General features: G+C 71.0%; 19 protein-coding genes. 5 read left to right on the top strand and 14 right to left on the bottom strand.

The features are described 5' to 3' along the window. Nucleotides 1-122: 122 nt before the first annotated feature. The 10 genes from AB0M29_RS21585 to fabD all read right to left on the bottom strand — a co-directional run bounded on the left by AB0M29_RS21585 (nucleotide 123) and on the right by fabD (nucleotide 11299). Nucleotides 123-3323 carry an FAD-dependent monooxygenase gene (locus tag AB0M29_RS21585; RefSeq protein ID WP_365384793.1) on the bottom strand — a complete coding sequence of 1067 codons (3201 nt, stop codon included), beginning with the start codon at nucleotides 3321-3323 and terminating at the stop codon, nucleotides 123-125. Nucleotide 3324: 1 nt separating this feature from the next. Further along, complete coding sequence (locus AB0M29_RS21580) at nucleotides 3325-4272, bottom strand: aromatase/cyclase (RefSeq protein WP_365384791.1); 948 nt, start codon at nucleotides 4270-4272, stop codon at nucleotides 3325-3327. A gap of 41 nt (nucleotides 4273-4313) precedes the next feature. Next, nucleotides 4314-5099: a 3-oxoacyl-ACP reductase gene (locus tag AB0M29_RS21575; protein ID WP_365384789.1), complete on the bottom strand. Its 786-nt coding sequence runs from the start codon at nucleotides 5097-5099 to the stop codon at nucleotides 4314-4316. A gap of 150 nt (nucleotides 5100-5249) precedes the next feature. Continuing rightward, the gene (locus AB0M29_RS21570; RefSeq protein ID WP_365384787.1) at nucleotides 5250-5516 is read right to left on the bottom strand and encodes an acyl carrier protein; all 267 of its coding nucleotides are present in this window, start codon (nucleotides 5514-5516) and stop codon (nucleotides 5250-5252) included. A gap of 38 nt (nucleotides 5517-5554) precedes the next feature. Next, nucleotides 5555-6772: a ketosynthase chain-length factor gene (locus tag AB0M29_RS21565; RefSeq protein ID WP_365384785.1), complete on the bottom strand. Its 1218-nt coding sequence runs from the start codon at nucleotides 6770-6772 to the stop codon at nucleotides 5555-5557. After that, nucleotides 6769-8025 (bottom strand): beta-ketoacyl-[acyl-carrier-protein] synthase family protein, encoded by a 1257-nt coding sequence (locus tag AB0M29_RS21560; protein WP_365384783.1) that lies wholly within the window; start codon nucleotides 8023-8025, stop codon nucleotides 6769-6771. Before AB0M29_RS21560 ends, AB0M29_RS21565 begins: the two co-directional genes overlap by 4 nt. 31 nt (nucleotides 8026-8056) lie before the next feature. Then, nucleotides 8057-8389: a TcmI family type II polyketide cyclase gene (locus AB0M29_RS21555; protein WP_365384781.1), complete on the bottom strand. Its 333-nt coding sequence runs from the start codon at nucleotides 8387-8389 to the stop codon at nucleotides 8057-8059. A 26-nt stretch (nucleotides 8390-8415) separates the two neighbouring features. Continuing rightward, nucleotides 8416-9414, bottom strand: coding sequence for a hypothetical protein (locus AB0M29_RS21550; RefSeq protein WP_365384779.1), 999 nt, complete (start codon nucleotides 9412-9414; stop codon nucleotides 8416-8418). Beyond that, nucleotides 9411-10094, bottom strand: a complete 684-nt coding sequence (locus tag AB0M29_RS21545; protein ID WP_365384777.1) for a response regulator transcription factor — start codon at nucleotides 10092-10094, stop codon at nucleotides 9411-9413. The genes AB0M29_RS21550 and AB0M29_RS21545 overlap by 4 nt, the downstream gene beginning before the upstream one ends. Before the next feature lie 239 nt (nucleotides 10095-10333). Continuing rightward, on the bottom strand, nucleotides 10334-11299 hold the full coding sequence (fabD, locus tag AB0M29_RS21540; RefSeq protein WP_365384776.1) for an ACP S-malonyltransferase: 966 nt from the start codon (nucleotides 11297-11299) through the stop codon (nucleotides 10334-10336). Between the two features lie 1391 nt (nucleotides 11300-12690). Between fabD and AB0M29_RS21535 the strand changes: the two genes are divergently transcribed. The 4 genes from AB0M29_RS21535 (at nucleotide 12691) to AB0M29_RS21520 (ending at nucleotide 15871) form a co-directional block, all read left to right on the top strand. Then, entirely contained in the window at nucleotides 12691-13389 is a 699-nt protein-coding gene (locus tag AB0M29_RS21535; RefSeq protein WP_365384774.1) for a hypothetical protein, read from the top strand. Then, nucleotides 13386-13592, top strand: coding sequence for a hypothetical protein (locus AB0M29_RS21530; RefSeq protein ID WP_365384772.1), 207 nt, complete (start codon nucleotides 13386-13388; stop codon nucleotides 13590-13592). Before AB0M29_RS21535 ends, AB0M29_RS21530 begins: the two co-directional genes overlap by 4 nt. 308 nt (nucleotides 13593-13900) lie before the next feature. Continuing rightward, on the top strand, nucleotides 13901-14809 hold the full coding sequence (locus tag AB0M29_RS21525; protein WP_365384771.1) for a sugar isomerase: 909 nt from the start codon (nucleotides 13901-13903) through the stop codon (nucleotides 14807-14809). A gap of 222 nt (nucleotides 14810-15031) precedes the next feature. Next, the gene (locus tag AB0M29_RS21520; protein ID WP_365384769.1) at nucleotides 15032-15871 is read left to right on the top strand and encodes a class II fructose-bisphosphate aldolase; all 840 of its coding nucleotides are present in this window, start codon (nucleotides 15032-15034) and stop codon (nucleotides 15869-15871) included. Nucleotides 15872-15884: 13 nt separating this feature from the next. On the opposite strand, the gene AB0M29_RS21515 is transcribed toward AB0M29_RS21520, so the two are convergent. The 4 genes from AB0M29_RS21515 to AB0M29_RS21500 all read right to left on the bottom strand — a co-directional run bounded on the left by AB0M29_RS21515 (nucleotide 15885) and on the right by AB0M29_RS21500 (nucleotide 19729). Next, nucleotides 15885-16544: a fasciclin domain-containing protein gene (locus AB0M29_RS21515; protein ID WP_365384768.1), complete on the bottom strand. Its 660-nt coding sequence runs from the start codon at nucleotides 16542-16544 to the stop codon at nucleotides 15885-15887. A gap of 80 nt (nucleotides 16545-16624) precedes the next feature. After that, nucleotides 16625-18235, bottom strand: a complete 1611-nt coding sequence (locus AB0M29_RS21510) for a molybdopterin-dependent oxidoreductase (protein WP_365384878.1) — start codon at nucleotides 18233-18235, stop codon at nucleotides 16625-16627. 148 nt (nucleotides 18236-18383) lie between these two features. Continuing rightward, the gene (locus tag AB0M29_RS21505) at nucleotides 18384-19148 is read right to left on the bottom strand and encodes an anti-sigma factor (protein ID WP_365384767.1); all 765 of its coding nucleotides are present in this window, start codon (nucleotides 19146-19148) and stop codon (nucleotides 18384-18386) included. Continuing rightward, nucleotides 19145-19729 (bottom strand): sigma-70 family RNA polymerase sigma factor, encoded by a 585-nt coding sequence (locus tag AB0M29_RS21500; RefSeq protein WP_365384765.1) that lies wholly within the window; start codon nucleotides 19727-19729, stop codon nucleotides 19145-19147. The genes AB0M29_RS21505 and AB0M29_RS21500 overlap by 4 nt, the downstream gene beginning before the upstream one ends. A 328-nt stretch (nucleotides 19730-20057) precedes the next feature. On the opposite strand from AB0M29_RS21500, the gene AB0M29_RS21495 reads away from it, so the two are divergent. Continuing rightward, nucleotides 20058-20261 (top strand): MarR family transcriptional regulator, encoded by a 204-nt coding sequence (locus AB0M29_RS21495; RefSeq protein ID WP_365384763.1) that lies wholly within the window; start codon nucleotides 20058-20060, stop codon nucleotides 20259-20261. Nucleotides 20262-20264: the final 3 nt, after the last annotated feature.

Here is a 20264-nt window from a genome sequence, read left to right as displayed (position 1 = left end):
TCCCGAGGTGTCTGGTTCCTGGATGCCGTGGTGGGCGGCGGCGGGCTCAGGACGTGCCGGAGCCCGCCGCCTGGGTGACCGCGCTCAGCGGCTCAGCGGTTCAAAAGCTCGGAGCACCTGGCTCAGAGCACCTTCTTGCCCTTGATGCCGGCCCGGATGCTGCCGCTGAGCAGCGTGGCGCCGAGGTCGCGCATCTCCGGCGGCGCCTTGCGGATGGCCCAGTACATGAACTTCGCCATCGTCGCCGTGGTGGGCGCGATGATCCGGGTGTCCTCCGGGTCCCGCCAGCCGAAGGCCGGGTTCAGCAGCTCGCAGCGGTTGAGCTTGTCGAAGATCATGTCGGCGGCGGTGTCGCCGTCCATGTCACCGGCCTCGTACTTCTCGCAGACCTCCGCGGTGAGTTCGACGATCTCGCGCACCTCGGGCAGCGGCCACCACAGACCGGGGTACGGCACGTTCTCCAGCTCTTCCAGGTGCGACTGGTCGCGGGTGAGCGTGTAGTTGACCCGCGCACGGGTCAGCCGCATCACCCCGGGGGTGACGAAGCCGCCCCAGACCCGGAAGACCGCGTTCCACAGCCGGAAGTGGCTGAAGGAGATGTACGAGCTGTTGACCAGCTCGTCGTTGTAGTGCAGCAGGCCGCGCTCGAGCTGGTCGACGTACTCGAAGCGCTCCACCGAGAAGTCGTCGTCGTCGAGGGCCGGCAGCAGCCGCGCCATCAGCGAGTAGACGACCTCGAAGGTGTTGGACAGGCCGCGCGAGTACAGCGGGTCGAGGAAGCCGGCCGCGTGCGACATCAGGCACCAGCGGTAGCCGATGGACTGCTTGGAGCTGTACTGCAGCCGGTCGGTCGAGACCCACTCCCGTACCCGCTTGGCGCCGTCGAACTGCCGCTTCACCGCCGGGTACTTGTCCAGGAACTGGTTGAACTCCTGCTCCGGGGTGATGTCCTTCGGCTTGGGGTACGTGCGCTCGTCGATGGTGAGGCCGATGCTGCACATCGGGTTCTTCGCGTCTTTGTGGTTGTTGAACGGGATGATCCAGAACCAGCCGCGCTCGATGAGGTGGTGCAGGGTGCCGTTGTTCCACTGCGCGCGCTTGGGCGGCCGCAGGCTCTCCGGGTGGTGGCTCACCTCGTCGAACGGCTTGATCCCGATGTAGTGCGTGAACATCGAGCGGGCGTGGTGCTTGAAGCGCGCGGGCTGCTCGCGCAGGTCCATCTTCTCGGCGAGCAGCGAGCGGAAGCCGCTGGCGTCGATGAGGTAGCGGGCCCGGAAGACCTCGCCGTTCTGGCCGGTGACCGTCACCCCGTCGTCGTCGAAGTCCAGGTCCGCGACCCGCCAGTTCTGCCGGGTCGTGGTGCCGTACTTGGCGGCCACGTGGAAGTAGTACGTGTCGGTGTCCTGCCGGAACAGGTGGCTGGCCTGGGTGAGCGCCTTGGGGATGACGAACATCGTGGCTTCGCGCGGGTCGGGTTCCTTGCCGACGTCGTGCTTGACGAAGCCGAAGCTCTGCTTCCGGCCGGAGGTCGGGCCGATGTGCTTGGCCACCGACCGGTAGTCCAGCAGGTGGTGGAGCTCGGGGATGTCGAACCGCACCGACAGGATGTGCAGCCACTCGATGAGCTGCGGGGTCATCGACTCGCCGATCGCCATCCGCGGGTGGGTGGCGGCGTCGACCATCACGACCTTCTTGCCCTGGCGGGCGAGGATCGCGGCACTCACGGACCCGGCGAGGCCGGAGCCGATCACCAGGACGTCGCAGTTCTGGGTCTCGGCCGATCTCATCACCGGAACAACTGCCTTGGCCTTGCTGGGCATGGAGGCGCCCCTCTCTGCTCGAACCGACGTCTGTGTATCGGGGGCGCCTTCAGCGCCGAACCAGCGCTTGAGGGCCGGGGCGGGGTCGGTGGCGCGGGCCGAGGCCCACCCGACGTAGCCGTCCGGCCGCAGCAGTACGGTCTTGTGCCCTTCGAGGACCGTGCCGGTGGCGGGTTCGGCCGTCACCAGGTCGACGCGGTCCTTCCAGCGCGCGGCGGTGGCCGCGAGTTTCGCCCGGCGCTTCGCGTCGCCGGACAGGTCGAGCAGCACTCCGCGGCCGGTTCGCAGCAGCGCGGTGGTGCTGGACGGCCCGGAGTCCGTGCCGAGTTCGATGTGCGGCACACGGCCGCCGGTCAACGGCTCCCCGTTGCCCTCGTAGCGGATGTCGAGGCCGCTGATCATCCCCGCCAAGTGGCCGCGGACTACCGGGATGCCGCTGATCAGCTCGCCCGTGGTGGCGCGGACCGACTCGGCCTCCTGGCCGCCGAAGAGGATGACCGTCTGCGCCTCGATGTTGGACAGCACCCGCCGGCCGACCGCGTGCCGCTCGGTGTGGTAGCTGTCCAGCAGTCCGGCCGGCGCGCGTCCGGTCACCTCCGCCGCCAGCTTCCAGCCGAGGTTCACCCCGTCCTGCAGGCCGAGGTTGAGCGCCTGGCCGCCGACCGGCATCTGCCGGTGCGCCGCGTCGCCCGCCAGCAGCACCCGCCCCTGGCGGTACGAGGCCGCCTGCCGGTTGGTGTTGCCGAAGGCGTTCAGCCAGGTCGGCGTGCCACCGCTGATGTCCTCGCCGGTGACCCGGGCCCAGACCGCGGCGATCTCGGCGAACTCCGGGTCGCCGGTGCGCGGCCGGACCTCGCGGCCGAACTCGTGGACCATCACACGGGTCACGCCGTCGCGGGTGGCCGCGATGGCGACACCGTTCGGCAGCCGCTGGAAGCGCCGGTTGGGGATGTCGAGCCCCAGCACGTCGCAGCGCAGCAGCTCCTTGGTGGCGTCGGAACCGGGGAAGTCGAATCCGGCCAGGGTGCGGACCGTACTGTCCTCGCCGTCGCAGCCGACCAGATAGGCGGCGCTGAGCCGGGTGACCCCGTCCGGGGTGGCCACCTCGACCTCGACGCCGTCGTCGGAGGTGGTCAGGCCGAGTAGCTCGTGCTCGCGCCTGACCACCGCGCCGAGCCCGGTGGCCCACTCGGCCAGCAGCTCCTCGACCCGCGCCTGCGGGACCTTCCACTGGCCCGGCCAGCGGGTGGTCGGCTCCGTCAGGTCCAGGGGCAGTCCGCCGAAGTGGCCCATCGGGTCGTTCGGCACCGTGCCCAGACCGTCCAGCAGACCGCGCTGGTCGAGGAGTTCCATGGTGCGGGCGTGCAGGGTGGAGGCCCGGGACTCGGTGGTGGGTGCGGCCAGCCGCTCCAGCACGATCACCTCGGCCCCGCCGAGCCGGAGTTCGCCGGCCAGGATCAGTCCGACGGGGCCGGCGCCGACGATGATGACCTGGGTGTCCATGTCAGTGCCGGCCTTCGGCGTAGTCCTTGGCGTGGCCCAGCGTGGCGCGGCTGTTGGTGCTCAGCGCGTTCTGGACGAAGGTCCGCGCCTCGGCGACACCGGCGTCCTCGCCCAGGATCTTCGTGATGTTCTCGGTGTTGATCACCACGGTGTGCTGGGAGGTGGCAAGGACGCCGTCGCCGTCCTCCTCGAATAGCCAGTAGCCGGTGTGCAGCGTCATCAGCGCGGGCACCGTGATCTGCTTGTAGACGATCCTGTTGTGCGGGAAGGTCACGCGCACCGACTTGGTGGTGTGCGAGGAGCCGTCCTTGGTGAGGGTGTCCATCTCCAGGATCTGCAGCCCCGGCGTCTCCTCCTCCAGCGAGACCCTGGCCACGTGCGGCAGCCGCTCCTTCCACAGGTGGGCGTCGTTGATGAAGTCGTAGACGTCCTTGGCCGAGCCGTCGATACGGACGGTGTCGGCGAAGGAGAGCAGCAGCTCGTCGGCCGAGCCGACGACCAGCTCCACGTTGGTCTTCAGTGCCGCGAGCTCGGAGCGGCTGTTGCGGTCCACCGCCTCGTCGATCCAGGCCAGGCCCTCGGGGTCGTCGTCGATCGCCCGGTAGTCGTGCAGCAGCCGCACCCGCGACTCGGTGTCGGAGACCGGCTCGATCACCCAGGTGCCGCCCATCGCGGCGACCGGCGGGGCGGAGACCTCCTGGCGGAACTCGATCCGCCGCGCGACCGGGTCGAGCACCCGGCGCGACGTCCAGTTCTTGGCCGCGCCGTTGGCGGTGGCCCAGATACGGATCCGCTCCTCGTTGTCGGAGCGCTCCACGTGGTCGACGAAGACGGTCGGCGGGAAGATCCGCGGCCAGTTCTCCACCTCGGCGATCAGCCGGTAGACCGCGGCGGCCGGCGCGTTCACCGTGATCTCGTGTTCCACCTCGCGGTGGCCTATCTGCGACATGCTCGTTCCCCTCACGCGAGTAGGTCGGAAATCCGTGGGTCTCAGAAGTTGCCGAGGCCGCCGCAGACGTTGATGGCCTGTGCGGTGATCGAGGCGGCGGTGTCGGTGGCCAGATAGCCGACCAGACCGGCGACCTCCTCGGGCGTGGAGTAGCGGCCGAGCGGGATCTTCGACTGGAACTTCTGCAGGATCTCGCCCTCGGAGGTCGAGTAGGCGGCCGCGTAGCCCTGCCGGACGCGCTGCGCCATCGGGGTCTCGACATAGCCGGGGCAGACCGCGTTGACGGTGATGCCGGTCGGCGCCAGCTCGTTGCCCAGCGCCTTGGTGAAGCCCACGACGCCGTGCTTGGAGGCCGAGTACGGGGCGCCGAGCACGACGCCCTGCTTGCCCGCGGTGGAGGCGATGTTGATGATCCGGCCGCGGTCGCGGTAACGCATCCCGCCGGTGTTGAGCACCTCGCGCGTCATCAGGAAGACGCTGTTGAGGTTGGTGTTGACGACGTCGAACCATAGGTCGTCGTCGATGTCGGCGGTGACGCCGCCGCCGCTGCGCCCGGCGTTGTTCACCAGGACGTCCACCGGGCCGAACCGCTCGACGGCGGCCAGCACGAACGCCTTGATGTCGGCCGGGGACTTGACGTCGCAGGCGGTGCCGTCGACGTCCAGGCCCTCGTCCCGCAGTTCCTTGACGGTCACCTGCACGCTCTCCGCGGTGCGCGCGCAGATGAACACCTGGTGCCCCTGCGCGGCCAGCGCCCTGGTGACGGCGAGCCCGATTCCGCTGGTGGCCCCGGTGACGAGAGCGACCCGCTGCCCCTCTGTCGACATGCCTTACTCCTCCGACTCGGTACCGCTCGAATCCGCTTGATGTCACGCCTGAATGCGTGTGCGTGCTGGTGTGCGTGCGTGCTGGTCCGGCGCCGCCGCCGCGCCTCGGGAGCACGGCGGCGGCACCGCGTGGGGGGAGTTCGCGGCGGCTCAGGCCGCGCGTTCCGCGGCGAGCTGCTCGTTGACGACCGCGAGCAGCGCCCGCGGGGTCTCGACGACGGTGACCGAGGTGTCCTCCAGCTCGATCCCGTGCTCGCGCTCGATCCGGCTGCCGGTCTCCAGCAGTGCCAGCGAGTCGTAGCCGAGGTCCTCGAAGCTCGTGTCGAGGATGTCGCCGTCGAGGTCGATGGTCTCGTCCTGGCCGGCGGCCTCCCGCAGGATGCGCTTGAGGTCGTCGATCGTGAGTTGTCCGGCCATCTCGGCCCCTTCCCTGAGTGTGGTGGTCCGCGACGGGGTCACTTGGCGACCCGGCGCACGACCATCGCTGAGTTGAAGCCGCCGTAGCCCCGGGCGATGACCAGGGCCGCGTCGACCGTCGCCGCCCTGGGCCGGTCGAGTACGAGGTCCAGGCCGTACTCGTCGGCGGGCGCGACATTGGTGGTGGGCGGGATGACCCCGTCCCGTATCGACAGCAGCGCGGCGGCCGTGTCGAGCGAGGCGGCCCCGGAGTAGAGCCGGCCGGTCATCGTCTTGGGCGCGGTGACCGGGACCCCTCGGGGGCCGAAGACCGCGTTGATGGCGTCGGCCTCGACGCGGTCCAGTTCGGGTACGGCGGCGGCGTCGGCGAACACCACGTCGATGTCGGCCGCCGTCAGACCGGCGTCGGCCAGCGCGGTGTCGATCGCCCGCCGCAGCCCCGGCTCGCGTCCGCTGCCCGGCCTGGGGTCGAACGTCGAGCCGTAGCCCGCGATCTCGCCGTAGATCCGGGCGCCGCGCTCGCGTGCGGAGGCCGCGTCCTCGACGATCAGCAGCGCGCCGCCCTCACCGGGGACATAGCCCTCGGCGTCGGCGGCGAACGGCCGGTACGCCGTGGCCGGGTCGTCGCTGGTGCTCAGCCGCCCGGCGGCGACCTGCGCGATCCAGCCCCAGGGGCAGATCGAGCCGTCGACGCCGCCGGAGACGATCAGCCGGCTGCCCTTGCGGACCTGCCGCCTGGCCTGCGCGACGGCGTCCAGGCCGCCCGCCTGGTCGGAGACGACGACACCGCTGGGGCCCTGCATGCCGTTGCGGATGGAGATCTGGCCGGTGTTGACCGCGTAGAACCAGGCGAAGGACTGGTACGCGCTGACGTGCTGGCCGCCCTTGCTCCACAGCTTCTGCAGTTCGTTCTGGCCGAACTCGAAGCCGCCGGAGGAGCTGGCGGTGATCACGCCCATGTCGAACTGCCGCCACTCGTCGAGCTTGACGCCCGCGTCGGCGAGCGCCCAGTCCGCCGCGACCAGGGCGAGCCTGGTCATGTGGTCGGTCTGCGGGATGAGCCGTCCCGGCAGATGGTCGGTGGCGACGAAGCCGGGAACCTCGCCCGCCAGCTTGGACGGGTAGCCGCTGGCGTCGAACCGCTTGACCGGTCCGATGCCGCTGCGCCCCTCGCGGGTGGCGCTCCAGAAGTCGTCGGTGCCGAGCCCGTTGGGCGCGGTGACGCCGATGCCGGTGACCACTACGGAAGTGCTCATGCCACCCTCCGCAGCACCATCGCGCTCTGGAAGCCGCCGAAGCCGCTGCCGACGGTCAGCACGGTGTCGGTCGTCCACTCCCTGGCCTTGAGCGGTACGTAGTCCAGGTCGCACTCCGGGTCGGCCTCGTGCAGATTGGCCGTCGGGGGCACCAGGTTGTTCTCGATGGCCAGCGCGGACGCGGCGATCTCGATCGAGCCGATGGCGCCGAGCGAGTGCCCGACCATCGACTTGATGGAGCTCATCGGGGTCCGGTAGGCGTGGTCGCCGAGGATCCGCTTGACGGCCGCCGTCTCGTGGCGGTCGTTCTGCTTGGTCCCGGAGCCGTGGGCGTTGACGTAGTCGATCTGGTCGGGGTTGATCTGCGCCTCGTCCAGTGCGGTACGGATGGCCTCGGCCATCTCCAGCCCGTCGGGCCGCAGTCCCGTCATGTGGAAGGCGTTGGAACGGGTCGCGTAGCCGGCGATCTCGGCGTAGATGTGCGCGCCGCGCGCCTTGGCCCGCTCGTACTCCTCCAGCACGAACATCGCCGAGCCCTCGCCCAGGACGAACCCGTTGCGGGACTTGTCGAACGGCCGGGAGGCGTGCTCCGGGTCGTCGTTGCGCGAGGTGGTCGCCTTGATGGCGTCGAAGCAGGCCACCGTGATCGGTGAGATCGGGGCGTCGGTGGCGCCCGCGATCATCACGTCGACGCTGCCCTCGCGGATCAGCTCGGTCGCGTAGCCCACCGAGTCGAGCCCCGAGGTGCAGCCGGTCGAGACGACGGTTGCCGGTCCCTCGGCGCCCACCGACCAGGCGACCTCGCTCGCGAACGAGCTGGGCACCAGGTAGTCGTACAGATGCGGTACCGCGTACCGGTGGTCGTTGAGGTCCAGGCGCCCGCCGTCACTGGTGACGCGGTACTCCTGGTCCAGGCCCATGGTGGCGCCGACCGCGCTGCCGACGGTCACGCCGGTGCGGTAAGGATCAATATCGTCGGTCTCCAGTCCGCTGCCCGCCACCGCCTCCGCCGCGGTGACGACCGCGAACTGCGCGGCCCTGTCCATCCGGCGGATCTCCTGCGGGCTCAGTCCCAGTGCCTCCGGGTCGAAGTCGACCTCGGCCGCCACGCGGGACCGGAACGGGGTGGGGTCGAAAAACGTGATCGCTCTGGTCGCGGTCCGGCCGTCGCTCAGCAGACTCCAGAAGTCCTTCACGCCGACACCCCCCGGCGCTACGACCCCAATACCGGTTATCACCACTCGCCGCCCCATGTGGACGCCGCTCCCTTCGGGAAGAAGTCGGTCACTCAGCCGTGGAGGACCAGTGATAGAAACGCGTGGCCATCGCGTCGGCCGGGGACCGCCAGGTCGCCGGGTTGTAGGCCTCGATGTAGGGCTTCAGGTCGTCGCTGATCTGAATGAAGCGCGGGTGGGTCTTGGTCTGCTCGATGGCCGACCCGCCGTGCTCCGAGTCGAAGTCCTGCAGGTGGAAGTAGAGGCCGTTGTAGGAGAAGAGCTCCCGGCGTCGGGTGCCCATCAGACCGGGCATCTCGGTCTGGTCGAAGTCGCCGAAGATTTTGGCCACTTCCTCCGCGGATTGCGGCAGCATGCGCGCCACGATCAACGTGCTGTGCATGTTCGCTCCTTGTGATGGGAGGGGAACTACGGTCGGCGCCCCGGGGCGGCCGGTGTCCGGCCCCCGCGGGATCGCTCGGCGCGGCGGCTGAAGCAGTCGTGCGCGTCGGCCTCCGAGTAGTAGGTGCGGCCGGCCCGTTGGCGCCGCCGCCAGCGCTGTTCGCTGGCGAGGCGGTACACGGTGCCGACCGGGGTGCTCCACAGCCGCGCGATGTCGGCGGCGGTGAGCCAGCGCTCGGCGACGGCGGTCGCGGCGGCGGTCACCGGGGCCGCGGGTGCGGTCGCGGCTGCCGGTGCGGACGCGGTCGCGGGTGCGGTGCCGGTCGCGGGTGCGGTGCCGGTCGCGGCCGCCTCACCCCGTGCGGCGGCCGCGTGCTGCGGCATCAGGCGGCGCAGCGCGGTCCACTGGTGACCGGCCCAGGCGTGCCGCGGGTCCGCGTCGCAGCTCACGGTGGGGTACGCGGCCGGCGCGCCGGTGCGCACCGTCGCGGAGAGGGTCCCGTCGCAGCCGGGCTCCACACAGCCGCCCAGGCCGATCCGGCGGACCTGTTCGGGGTGCGCCACCCGGCGCGCCCTGGTCACCAGCCGGGCCACCTCGCGGGTGGCCTCGGCCGCGGCCGGGTGCGCGGCGAGCCAGTCGGCATGCCGCAGCAGGAACACCGACAGGTGGGTGATCGAGCGCTCGGGCGGCGCCAGCCGTCGCTCCTGCGCGACCAGTCCGCTCCACGAGCCGAGCACCGCGAGGATCGCCGCGCGCGCTTCGGCGGCTGCGGGGTTGAACGGCAGCCCGGGCAGCGGGCCGCCGCTGGTGCGCTCCCGCAGCCCCTTGGCGGACGCGCCGCCGAGGACCCGCTCGCAGTCCCGGTAGAGATCGGGCAGCACCCTGATGCCGAGCGCCAGCCTGCGGTGGCACCCGGTGCACAGCCGGTATCCGCCGGCCGCGCGCCCGGGGTGGCGGCCGTCGGTCCGCCGCCCGGCGCACTCATGGCCCTCGCAGGTGCTGGTCGCGGCGTCCACGGCCGTCATGCCGTGGACCCGGACCGGTCGAGCGCCGGGCCGAGCCGGAAGCCGACACCGCGCACGGTGACGATCCACTCCTTGGCGCCCAGCTTGGTGCGCAGACTGCTGACATGGGTGTCGACGGTGCGGCGCGACCAGGAGTCACCCCACACCTGCTGCATCAGCCGCTTGCGGGTGATGACGATGTCCTGGTGCGACGCCAGTAAGTAGAGGACGTCGAACTCCTTGCGGGTGACCTCTATATGGCGTCCGTCGAGCCGCACCTCGCGCGACCCGGCGTCGATCCGCAGCCCGCCGCAGGAGATGACCCGCGCCGACGTAGGTTCGGGCCGGGCCCGCCGCATCACCGCGTCCATCCGCGCCATCAGCTCGCGGAACCCGTACGGCTTGACGAGGTAGTCGTCCGCGCCCGCCTGGAGGCCGAGCACCCGGTCGAGTTCCGTGCCGCGCGCGGTGACCGCGATCACCGCCACGTCGCAGACCGACCGGATGCCGCGGCAGACCTCGAGTCCGTCGAGGTCGGGCAGGTCGAGGTCGAGCAGTACCAGGTCCGCGTCCTCGTAACTGCGCAGCGCGGCGCCGCCGGTACCGACCGACTCGACTTCGTGCCCGTGCCGCCGCAGGCCCCGTACCAGGGACTCCGCGTCGTCGGCGTGCGGTTCCACGACCAGTACCCGCCAGCTCACGGACGGCCTCGGCACTCCTCGTACCGGATGAGCGGTACGTGTCTCGGGGCGACGGACGTTTGGGGACGCACTGGGGGCTGGTATATGAGGCTTCAGGAGGTCTATCCGACTCATGGGTCCGCCCTTGGTGACGCTCAGGTCCTCGTACGACCTGGGCCTGATCGATTCGTTGGACTGCTCGTCAACATCCGGCCATCGCGGGCCCGTCGGCACTCGGCCCACCGTCCGTGCACGCGTCGTCAAGAACCTGACCGGTCACCTGCGAGAGCGAGCGCTTCGAGAGTCGAGGCACACTGCCGTGAATCGAATGTCGCGAACACCTGGGCCTGGGGGGCGATCCGGCGGCACAGACCGCCGAGCACCTTTCCGGGGCCGATCTCGATGAACGTGCCGACTCCGGCGCCGGACATCCGGGTGACGGTGTCGGTCCAGCGCACCCGGCCGGTGAGCTGGCGTCTGAGCACCTGCCGGGCCTCGGCGCCGTCGCTGACCGGCTCCGCGGTGACCGACGAGATCATCTCGACGACGGGGTCCCGGAATTCGACCGCCTCCAGCGCGGCCGAGAACTCGTCCTCGATCTCGCTCATCAGGCTGCAGTGGAAGGGCGCGCCGACATCGAGCGCCACCGCGCGGCGGGCCCCGGCGTCCTTGGCGGCCGCCATGGCCCACCGCACCGCCTCGTCCTGGCCGGAGACCACGACCTGCGTGTGCTCGTTGTCGTTGGCGATCTCGACGATCTGCCCGGTGGCCTGGGCGGCCTGCGCGCAGAGCTTCTCGACGTCCTCGATCGGCAGGCCGAGTACGGCCGCCATCGCGCCGGGGACGCGGTCGTTGACGCCCGCCATGAGGGTGCCGCGCAGCCGTACCAGCCGGAGCGCGTCGGTCCATTCGAGGATTCCCGCCGCGACCAGTGCCGTGTACTCACCGAGGCTGTGGCCCGCGACCACGTCGGGGGCGAGCCCCTGCGGCCGGAGGGCCTGCCAGGTGCACAGGCTGGTCAGGAAGATGGCGGGCTGGGTGATGGAGGTGTCCCGGAGGGCCTCCACGGGCCCTTCCCAGCACAGTTGTGACAGTGGAAGGCCAAGTATCTCGTCAGCGGTGCGGTAATAGGTGTCGACCAGTTCCGGAAACTCTCCGGAGAGGTCGAGCCCCATTCCCACCTTCTGCGATCCTTGGCCGGGGAAGACGAAGCCGATCCTGTCCATGCGCCGCAGGCTCCTTCCGGCCTTTCGCGGTGCCAGGTGACGGGCGGTCAGGGTGGCCCCCGGGTGTACGGGGGGCGTCCATGACGAAGCCCCGCTGCGACAAGGCGCTCACGGGGCTGGGTGGTTCGGCGGGCCGACGCGGACGCGTAACGCCGCGGGTAAGATCACGAAAGAGGGATCCAGGGAGTTAGCTCCCTGCTCCAAGGCCGGATCTGGGCATACCTCGGCCGCCGAAAGTATCGTGACAGTCCCCGGCGGCGGATGTCAACTTCGCTTGGCCACCAGGGAGTTTGCGCGGCCCGATCTTCATTACGGCACCCGTACGTCGAGCATTTCGGAAGTTCCGGTCACAAATGCTCACTCCGGCTGACACGTCATCAGAACGTGATTGCGAGCGTGGGCCGGCCCGGCGGTGTCACGGAACCGGGTAGCCAGTTTTTACGTGCTTCTTTCCCGGCCAATGAGGCGCCGGTCAGAGCCGCCCGTGGCTTGATCGTCGCAGGTAGAGCGGGTGTGGACGGCTCCTGGGTTTGCATGTATCGTCGCCTGCCAAACGCGAACATCCGTATGCTGTAAGCCAGTACATGACTCGGGAGCGGGGGTTCCGGATCGTTATGAACACGGATTTAACGCGACAGGCCCAACTGGACTCATCGTGGCCACCACGGCGTTTCCCTTCGCCGGTAACCTCGCCGTCAAGGCGGGGCACACCAGGCACAGTGGAGCGGCCGTTCACTACAGGGCGCTGCAGGAGCGTTTCTCCAGGTCATCCACGGATGACCGGCGGTAACTCGGCTCCTCTGCCGTCGGCTCCGGGCACTGCCCGGGGAACCGTCGGCTGCCTCTGCGCGTACGCAGAGACCGGCCAGGCCCGGACCGGCATCAGCGGTCGGCTGGCCCCACCACGCGTGGCACGGACGACGACGTCCCGCTTCGGCGATGCCACGTCACTCGCGCGCCCGGAAATCTCCCACACATGTGCAGTCTCCTCACGGTGCACGCCTCCCTGAACGGGTGTGCCCCGCGGGCCTGAGGTCCGCGGAAACGCGGGCGTCATCAGCTCGCGCGACACGGTCCGGCAGCTCGATCCGCCGGCCCGATCAGTACGGCGTTGAGATGGTCCAGGCGTTGCTCTGAGTAGTTCGTGTTGCTCCGAGCAGTACCTCGCGCCTGGAGTACGTCGACAGGTTCCGGATCCAGCGGTCGCCACTGATGGTTGCCATCAGCGGCAGCCGACGCACGGCCATGTTCCGACGCGACGTCGCTCACCTGCACCGATGACGTCCTTCGGCATGTCCTTGGCGGGGCGTGCGCCACGCGGTCACCAGGCCGTCCGGCGGGTTCGCTCTGCGACAGCCACCTTCCGACATCATGACCATCAGGTGACGAAAATGAATTCATCTCTGTGTGTGGGACAGAAATGCGGCACCATGCCGCACGCCACGCGACCTCGACGCACCGCGGCTCCCGGGCTGCGGCTCTGCACCACGTGCTACCACGATCTCAAGGCGAACCTCCTGGAGCTGCCGGAGATCTACGACGACTGCGAGTCGGTACTGCACCCGCGCCGAAATCCGACGCTCCAACGGGTCAGCGGCAGCCGCCAGTCGACCGGGATCCGGCTGGACGAGGCGGCGATAACCGCCCGCTCCAGCATCATCGGGTTCCTGGCCTCCTGGTCGGCGATGGTGGCCGACGAGCGGTCGGTGACCCGGCCCGCGCACCGGCGGCCCGATCATCTGGCGGACTTCCTGATCAGCCATCTGAACTGGCTGCTCGCCCACCAGACGGCCGGCGATTTTGCGGAGGAGATCGCCGACATCACCCGTAGGGCACGGCGTTCGGCGTACACGCAGCCCGCGCTGCGCATCGATCTAGGGCAGTGCATTCACTCAGATTGTGGCGCGGACATGACTACGGCGCCCTCCGCTCGCGACGGGCGGCGCACCAGGGAAGTGAGCTGCACGGCGGGGCACACCTGGCAGCCGCACCAATGGCTGCTGCTTTCCCGGCAGATTCAGCAGACACGCCACATCCGCGGCACCGCGGGGGCGGCGACACAATCCGAGCGCCCGGAGGATGCGGCATGAATCCGCCACCGCGCCACAGAAGTCGGCTGGTTCCGACCCAACTCGCGGCCCTGGCCGCCGGTGTTTCCGAGGCGACCATCAGGAAATGGGCGAGTCGCGGCAAGATCACCCGCTACGGCAGTCCCGGTCGCGCTCAATATGATCTCGACGAGTTGCTGGAACGTGTGGCGGCGAAAGCCGAAACAGCAGCCGTCGAGGAATGATCGGAATCCCTTCGGGATCGCACAGGCTATTCGCACAAAGTATCGGCGTCCGCGCGTTCTCGAATGGGAACGCATAGCCGAATCATATGAATACGGGGACCCCTGCCCGCCGCACCGATGGCGAGGCGGGGCTTCTCCGGTTGTGGGTACGGATCCGGTGGTCCGTGGCAGTGTGGCGTGACTCACGCCACACCACGCCCATCACGTGCATAATTGTGCTTGCTTCGGTCTCGTTTCGAGCAGAAACACTCATCTACACTGGCCGAGTAGCTCGCACTACCGCACGCCGCCCGCACCGAGGAGCCCCGATGCCGTCCACCCCGTCCCTCACCACCACCGAGATCGCGACGCAGCCCGAGTGCTGGCAGCGGGCCGCCCCTCTCGCCGCCGCCGAGGCGGCGAAGCTGCCCAAGGACGGCGAGCGGATCGCGGTGATCGGCTGCGGCACCTCATGGTTCATGGCGCAGTCCTACGCCGCGCTGCGCGAGCAGGGCGGACACGGCGAGACCGACGCCTTCGCCGCCTCGGAGTTCCCCTTCGGCCGCGGCTACGACCGCGTGCTGGCGATCACCCGCTCGGGCACCACCACCGAGGTGCTGCGCGCGTGCGAGCGCCTGAGCGGCGTCGTGCCCGTCACCGCGATCACCGCCGACCCGAAGACCCCGGTCATGACGGCCGCCGACGATGTCGTCGTGCTGGACTTCGCCGACGAGGGCTCGGTGGTGCAGACCCGGTTCGCCACCACCGCGCTGGCCCTGCTGCGGGCGCACCTCGGCGACGACCTCGACGCCCCGGCCGCCGACGCGGGCCGGGCCGTCACCGCGGAGCTGCCCGAGGGCGTGCTGACCGCGGACCAGTTCACCTTCCTCGGCACCGGCTGGACCTACGGTCTGGCGCAGGAGGCCGCCCTCAAGATGCGCGAGGCCGCGGGCGCCTGGACCGAGAGCTACCCGGCGATGGAGTACCGGCACGGCCCGATCAGCATCACCGGCCCCGGCCGCGTGGTGTGGGTCTTCGGCGCGCTCCCCGACGGGCTGGCCGACGACGTCGCCTCGGTCGGCGGCCGCCTGGTGGCGGGTTCCACCACCGAACCGGGCGCCCTCGACCCGCTGGCCGACCTGATCCGGGCCCAGCGGCTCGCGGTGGCCATCGCCGAGAGCAAGGGCTACGACCCCGACCGCCCGCGCAACCTGACCCGCTCGGTCGTCCTGTCCTGAGGTTCGTCCTGTCCTGATGTTCGTACGGGCCCGAGCTGCCTCGGGCCCGAGGTGCGCACCGTCCTGAGGGATGTCGCGTCCTGACGGATGTCGCGTCCTGGCGGTCGTCGTGTGACGGCGGCCCGCCGGGCAGCGGCGTCCCGTCAGGACGCGCACCGCACCGCACAGCACCGCACCGCTCCTGCTCCCGCTCCCACCCGCACGCCGCACCCGAGGGACCCCATGCCTGCTGTCGACACCGCTGATCTCGTCACCGCCGCCCGCGCCAAGGGTCAGGGCGTCGCCGCGTTCAACGTCATCACCCTGGAACACGCCGAGGCGATCACGGCGGCCGCCGAGGCCGCGGGTCTGCCGGTGATCCTCCAGGTCAGCGAGAACGCCGTGAAGTTCCACGGCGGACGGCCCGAGCCGCTGCTCGCGGGGACCGCGGCGATCGCGGCCGGCGCGACGGTGCCGGTCGCCCTGCACATGGACCACGTCGAGAGCGAGGAGCTGCTGCGCGCGGGCGTGGCGGCCGGGGTCTCCTCGGTGATGTTCGACGCGTCGAAGCTGGAGTACGCGGAGAACGTCCGGGCCACCGCCCGCAATGTGGAGTGGGCGCACGCCCGCGGCGTCTGGGTCGAGGCCGAACTCGGCGAGGTGGGCGGCAAGGACGGCGCTCACGCGCCCGGCGTGCGCACCGACCCCGCCGAGGCCGCGGAGTTCGCCGCCGCCACCGGGGTGGACGCGCTGGCCGTCGCGGTCGGCAGCTCGCACGCGATGACCGAGCGCACCGCCCGCCTCGACCACACCCTGATCGCCCGTCTGCGCACGGCCGTCTCCGTACCGCTGGTGCTGCACGGCTCGTCCGGGGTGTCCGACGAGGAGCTGCGGCAGGCGGTGGCCGCGGGCATGGTGAAGATCAACATCGGCACCGCGCTGAACATCGCCTTCACCGCCGGGGTCCGCGACCACCTCGCCGCGCACCCCGACACCGTCGACCCCCGCCGCTACCTGCGTCCTGCCCGCGACGCGATGGCCGCCACCGCGGAGCACCTGCTGCGCGTCGTCGCGGGCGGCTGAACCCTCGGGCCGGCTACTTCGGCGGCATCAGCACGGTGTCGATGATCTGCACGGTGGCGTTGGAAGTGCTGACGTTGCCGCAGACCACGTTCGCCGTGCCGTTGACCTTGTACGCCTCACCCGATCCCGAGGTCATCAGGGTGCCCTTCTCCAGCGTGGTGTACGTGCCCTTCGCCAGGCCGTCGGGAGCCTTCACCGGCTGCCCGACCACGTGGTAGGTCAGGATCTTGGTGAGCGTCGCCTTGTCGGCGAGCACCTTGTCCAGGTCGGCCTTCGGGATCTTGGCGAAGGCGGCGTTGGTCGGCGCGAACACCGTGATGTTCTGGGCGTTGTTGAGGGTGTCGACCAGGCCCGCCTTCTTCACCGCCGCCACCAGGGTGGACAGCGCCGGGTTGTGCGAGGCGGCGGTCGCCACCGGGTCCTTGGCCATCCCGTCGAAGCTGCCCGCGCCGTCCTTGGGCACCGAGGCGCAGCCCGGCCCGAAGGGCGCGTTCATCGCGGCGGCCGTGGCCGGCGCGTCGGTGGTCGCGGGCGCCGCCGCCGCGCTGCTGGGGGCGCTGGAGTCGGCGGACGACGAGTCCTTGCTGTCGCTGGAACACGCGCTGAGCGCGAGCGGCAGTACGGCGGCGGCCGCGACGGCCAGGGCGAGCTTGCGGGTACGCGGGGCGTTCATGACGTCTCCTGAGGAGTGGGGTACGAAGGGGCTGTACGGATGGGCGGTACGCATCGGCGCTACGGATTCCGGGTCGCGGCTCAGTCCACGCTGACCACCACCGAGTGCCAGCCGGTCGCACCGTTGGGGACGGTCCCCACCCGGTGATCGGTCTGTGTGGCGCCCTCGCGGTCGGTCGCGCGGACTTCGAGCGTGTGGCTGCCGGGGGTGGCGTCCCACTCCCACATCCACTGCCGCCAGGTGTCGAGGGAGTCCTCGGCCGCGAGCCGGGCGGTGTGCCACGGGCCGCCGTCGACCCGTACCTCGACCCGGTCGATGCCGCGGTGCTGTGCCCAGGCCACCCCGGCCACCGGCACCCGGCCCGCTTTCGGGCTGGCGAAGGGCTTCGGGGTGTCGATCCGCGACTCGGTCTTGATCGGCGCCTGCGCGGACCAGCTGCGCCGCACCCAGTAGGCGTCGTACGCGTCGAAGGTCGTCAGCTCCAGCTCACTCAGCCACTTGCAGGCCGAGACGTAGCCGTAGAGCCCGGGGATCACCACCCGGACGGGGAAGCCGTGGGCGAAGGGCAGCGGCTGACCGTTCATGCCCACCGCGAGCATCGCGTCCCGTCCGTCGAGGACCGTCTCCACCGGTGAGCCGATGGTCATGCCGTCGACCGAGCGGGCCACGAGCTGGTCGGCCCGGCCGCCACGCGACGGCGCCCGCACCCCGGCCTCCCGCAGCAGATCGGCCAACCGCACCCCGATCCAGCGGGCGTTGCCGACATACGGCCCACCCACCTCGTTCGACACGCAGGTCAGCGTGATGTCCCGCTCGATCAGCTCCCGGCGCAGCAGGTCCTGGTACGAGTAGGTCATCTCCCGTGCCACGCCCGTCCCGTGGAGCCGCAGCCGCCAGCTGGTGGCGTCCACCTTCGGCACCACCAGGGCGGTGTCGACCCGGTAGAAGGACGCGCTGGGCGTGACGAACGGGCTCACCCCGGCGATCCCCAGATCGGCCCCGCGCGGCACGGCGGCCGCCCGTGACGCGGGCACCGGCAGCACCACCGCGTCCCGTGAGGCGCTGGCCGCCGCCCCCTTACGGTCGTTGAGCGCCCGGCCCACCGCCCCGGCCCCCGCCGACGCCACCGCCGCGGCGGCCGCCGCCAGGACGAACCCGCGCCGGTCGAACACCGCCCCGGCTGGCGTGCTCGTGGCTTCCGGCGCGGTCTCCTCTTCAGCAGGCTCCTGGCCTGCCGTCCGGGGCCGCGGGACGAGACGGGCCGTCAGCAGCCATAAGGTGGCCGCGCCCGCCACGGCGCCGAGCAGGGAGGGGAACGGGTCCAGGGGGTGGTTGTCGGGGCGGCTGTGCGCGGCGAGGGCGCCGAGCACGCCGAACGCCAGGACGCCCACACATCCGGTGCGCCGGAAGCGGAGCGAGAGGACCCCGACCGCGAGGGCGAGGAGTGCCAGCGTGGCGACGATCCCGAGTTGCAGCACCAGCTTGTCGTTGGTGCCGAAGTGCCGTACTGCGTAATCCTTGAGGGAGACCGGCGTCCGGTCGATGGCCGCGCCGCCGACCGCCAGTACGGGGCTCGCCTCCGGCCGGGCGGCCGCGGCGGCCAACTCGGCGACACCGAGGGAGACCGCCGCCGCCAGCAGCCCGCTGACCGCGCCGAGCCCGACCCGCAGCCATCGCGCGCGGCGGCCCAGACCGTCAGGACCGACGTCCGGACCCGGCGACCGCTGGATCGCTGCCCTGTCACCGGAGTTGTCGCGCTGCTCTTCGCTCACACCCCCCATTCGTCGCCGCGTGGTCCACGGCTTGGTCGATCACCCGATCGGGTGACGCGAGCCCTTGTCAGGCGGGCGCCGCGGGGAAGGGCAGCAGCGCCACCGGGGCTGTGGTGGGGTGCGCGGACCCACCCGCCGGCTCCACGGTCACGCCCATGCCGGAGGCGCCGTCGATCCGCCCGTCGAGCACCAGCGCGTGGTGGGTGACCGTCGGATCCATCAGCCCCGCCGGACGCATGGTCCCCGCGTCGTTGAACCACAGCTCGTACGTCCTGCCGTCCGCCAGCGTCGGCATCCCGCTGGCCAGGAAGGCGGCCTTCCCCAGGCTGTGCGAGACGACCACCGTGGCGGTCGTGCCGCCGCCCAGCCGGTGCGTCGACGAGGTCGCGTCGGGCGCCGCCAGCACCTGGGAGAGCGCGGCGGCCTGCTGCTCGACCCGGTCGGCGCGCTGCCGCGCGTCGTCGGCGCTCTGGTGCTGCCAGACCGCGACGCCGCCCAGGGCGACGGCCCCGGCCAGGCACGCAGCCAGTGCGTACCGCGACACCCGCCGCACCCCCGGCACCCGGGCCGTCAGCCCACGCCGTCCGTGGTGGGGCACCACCGGCGGCTCCTGCCGTACCGTCGCGATCCGCCGCAGCACCTGCTCGCGCATCTGCGGCGGCGGCGCCGCCCCGGCGGCCAGGCCCAGCCTGCCCGCGGTCGCGCTCAGCTCGCGTACCTCCTGCGCGCAGGCCGGACAGTCCGCGAGATGCCGTTCGAACTCCTCGCGCTCCCGGTCGGGCAGCGCGTGCACGGCGTACGCCCCGGTCAGAGTGTGCAGCTCGGCGCTCATGCGGTCACTCCCAAGCAGTCGCGCAGGCGGATCAGCCCGTCCCGCAGCCGGGTCTTGACGGTGCCCAGCGGCGCCGCGAGCAGCTCGGCGACCTCCCGGTAGGTGAGGCCCTGGTAGTACGCGAGGGTCACCGCCTGCCGCTGCAGCTCGGTCAGTGTGCGCATGCACCGCCGCACCTGCTGGCGCTCCAGCCGCGCCTCCACCTGCTCGGTCACCTCGTCGAAGGCCGGGGTGTGCTCCAGCAGCGCCGCCCGGTGCTCGCGGCCGGTGGACGCCTGCGCGGAGCGCACCCGGTCGACGGCGCGGCGGTGGGCCATGGTCATCACCCAGGTCATGACGCTGCCCCGGGACGGCTGGAAGCGGCTCGCGGTCTGCCAGACCTCGACCAGCACCTCCTGCGCGACCTCCTCCGACTGGGCGGGGTCGCGCAGCACCGACCGGACCAGGCCGAGCACCGGTCCGGCCACCGCGTCGTACACGGCGCCGAACGCCTCCTCGTCACCCCGGGCCACCGCGACCAGCAGTTCCTGGAGGTCCGGTCCGGCTCCGGCGTCGTCCGCCGACCTCACGGCTTCCCTCATCTGCTTCCATCCCGTCCGGACCCGCCCCTGCGGGTCTCCGCCAGGTATTCGTAGCCGCGGCGCGGGCGGATTGGCCGTGGGCGCGTTTTCCGCTGCCGCGCTCCGGACGCGGCGGCCTCAGCCCCTGGTACCAGTCTGGCGCAGGAGGGGCACGCCGACCGGTCGAGCGCCGCCTCTCCCTGATCCGCCGTAACCCGTTCGCCACGTTTGTCACCGTTACGCGGGTTCCGTGTCACGAAAGATCAACAAGCCATGCGGGGGCCGCTGTTGCGTCGTTGGCCGGGTGAGGGTGCTGATCAACAGCAATCACCGTAGGGAGATGCGCGAGATGACCGACCGGACCCTGTGGTCGTACGCCGAGATCGCCGCACACATCCGCGTGCAGGTCGACACCGTCCGCTCGTACCGGAAGCACGGACACCTGCCGCCGCCCGATGCCGTCGAGGGCGGCAAGCCGTTCTGGTACGCGGACACCGTACGGACATGGAGTGCCCGGCGGCCGGGAAACCGCGGCCGCCGGGATCCTGACTGAGCC

Source organism: Streptomyces sp. NPDC051976 (assembly GCF_040680795.1).
GTDB lineage: Bacteria > Actinomycetota > Actinomycetes > Streptomycetales > Streptomycetaceae > Actinacidiphila.
The sequence above is the reverse complement of the archived record's forward strand: the minus strand, read 5'-3'. Positions and strand labels throughout refer to the sequence as shown.